At 67.4% G+C, this 1,151-nt stretch carries 1 pseudogene; it reads left to right on the top strand.

The window, feature by feature from the left end:
* Positions 1 to 1,061: pseudogene (locus ACFV9O_RS40640) on the top strand (chitinase); the annotation flags it as partial.
* Between the last annotated feature and the right edge of the window lie 90 nt (positions 1,062 to 1,151).

Here is a 1,151-nt window from a genome sequence, read left to right as displayed (position 1 = left end):
ACGACGTCTACCGCGGCACCACCCTCGCCACCACCGTGACCGGCACCAGCGCCACCGTCACCGGACTCGCCGCCAACACCCCCTACAGCTTCACCATCCGCGCCCGCGACGCGGCCGGGAACACCTCCCCCGCGTCATCCGCCGTGAGCGTCACCACCGACCCGGGTGGTGGCGGTGGCGGCTTCAAGCAGGCCGCGCCGTACCTCTATCTCGGCTGGGGCGACCCGCCGAGCGCTCCCTCCGTGATGAGCGCCACGGGCATCAAGTGGTTCACGATGGCCTTCATCCTGTCGTCCGGGGGCTGCAGCCCCGCCTGGGACGGCAGCCGGCCGCTCACCGGCGGCACCGACCAGTCCACCATCAACGCCATCCGCGCAGCGGGCGGCGACATCGTCCCGTCCATCGGCGGCTGGAGCGGCAACAAGCTCGGCCCCAACTGCACCACGCCGGAAGCCCTCGCGGGTGCGTACCAACAGGTGATCAACGCGTACGGGCTGAAGGCCATCGACGTCGACATCGAGAACACCGACGAGTTCGAGAACGAGGCCGTCCAGGACCGCATCCTCAACGCCCTGAAGATCGTCAAGCAGAACAACCCGGGCCTGCGGACCATCATCACCTTCGGCACCTCCACCACCGGCCCGACCTGGTGGGGCAACCGGCTCATCGAGCGTGCCAACGCACTCCAGGCGAACATCGACGTCTTCACGATCATGCCGTTCGACTTCGGCGGCGGTGCCGACATGTACGGCAACACCGTGAACGCGACGGAGGGGCTGAAGGCCAAGCTGAAGAGCACCTTCGGCTGGGACGACGCCACCGCCTACGCCCACATCGGCATCTCGGGCATGAACGGCCTCAGCGACCAGCAGGAGCTGACCAGCCCCGCGACCTGGACCCAGATCAAGGACTGGGCCAACTCCCACCACATCGCGCGGCTGGCCTTCTGGTCGGTCAACCGCGACCGGCCCTGCCCCGGCGGCGGAGTGGTGAGCAACTGCTCCGGAATCAGCCAGAACAACTGGCAGTTCACGTCCATCACCGCCGGATTCACCGGCTAGGAGCGTGTCTCAGTAACCGCAACCCGCCTGCGGTTCGTGATCGTTCGTGCGGGATGATGCTGGTATGAGTGGCGGGGATGGACTGTTCGA

This window comes from Streptomyces sp. NPDC059909, from assembly GCF_042730885.1.
Classification (GTDB): Bacteria; Actinomycetota; Actinomycetes; order Streptomycetales; family Streptomycetaceae; genus Streptomyces.
The sequence above is the reverse complement of the archived record's forward strand: the minus strand, read 5'-3'. Positions and strand labels throughout refer to the sequence as shown.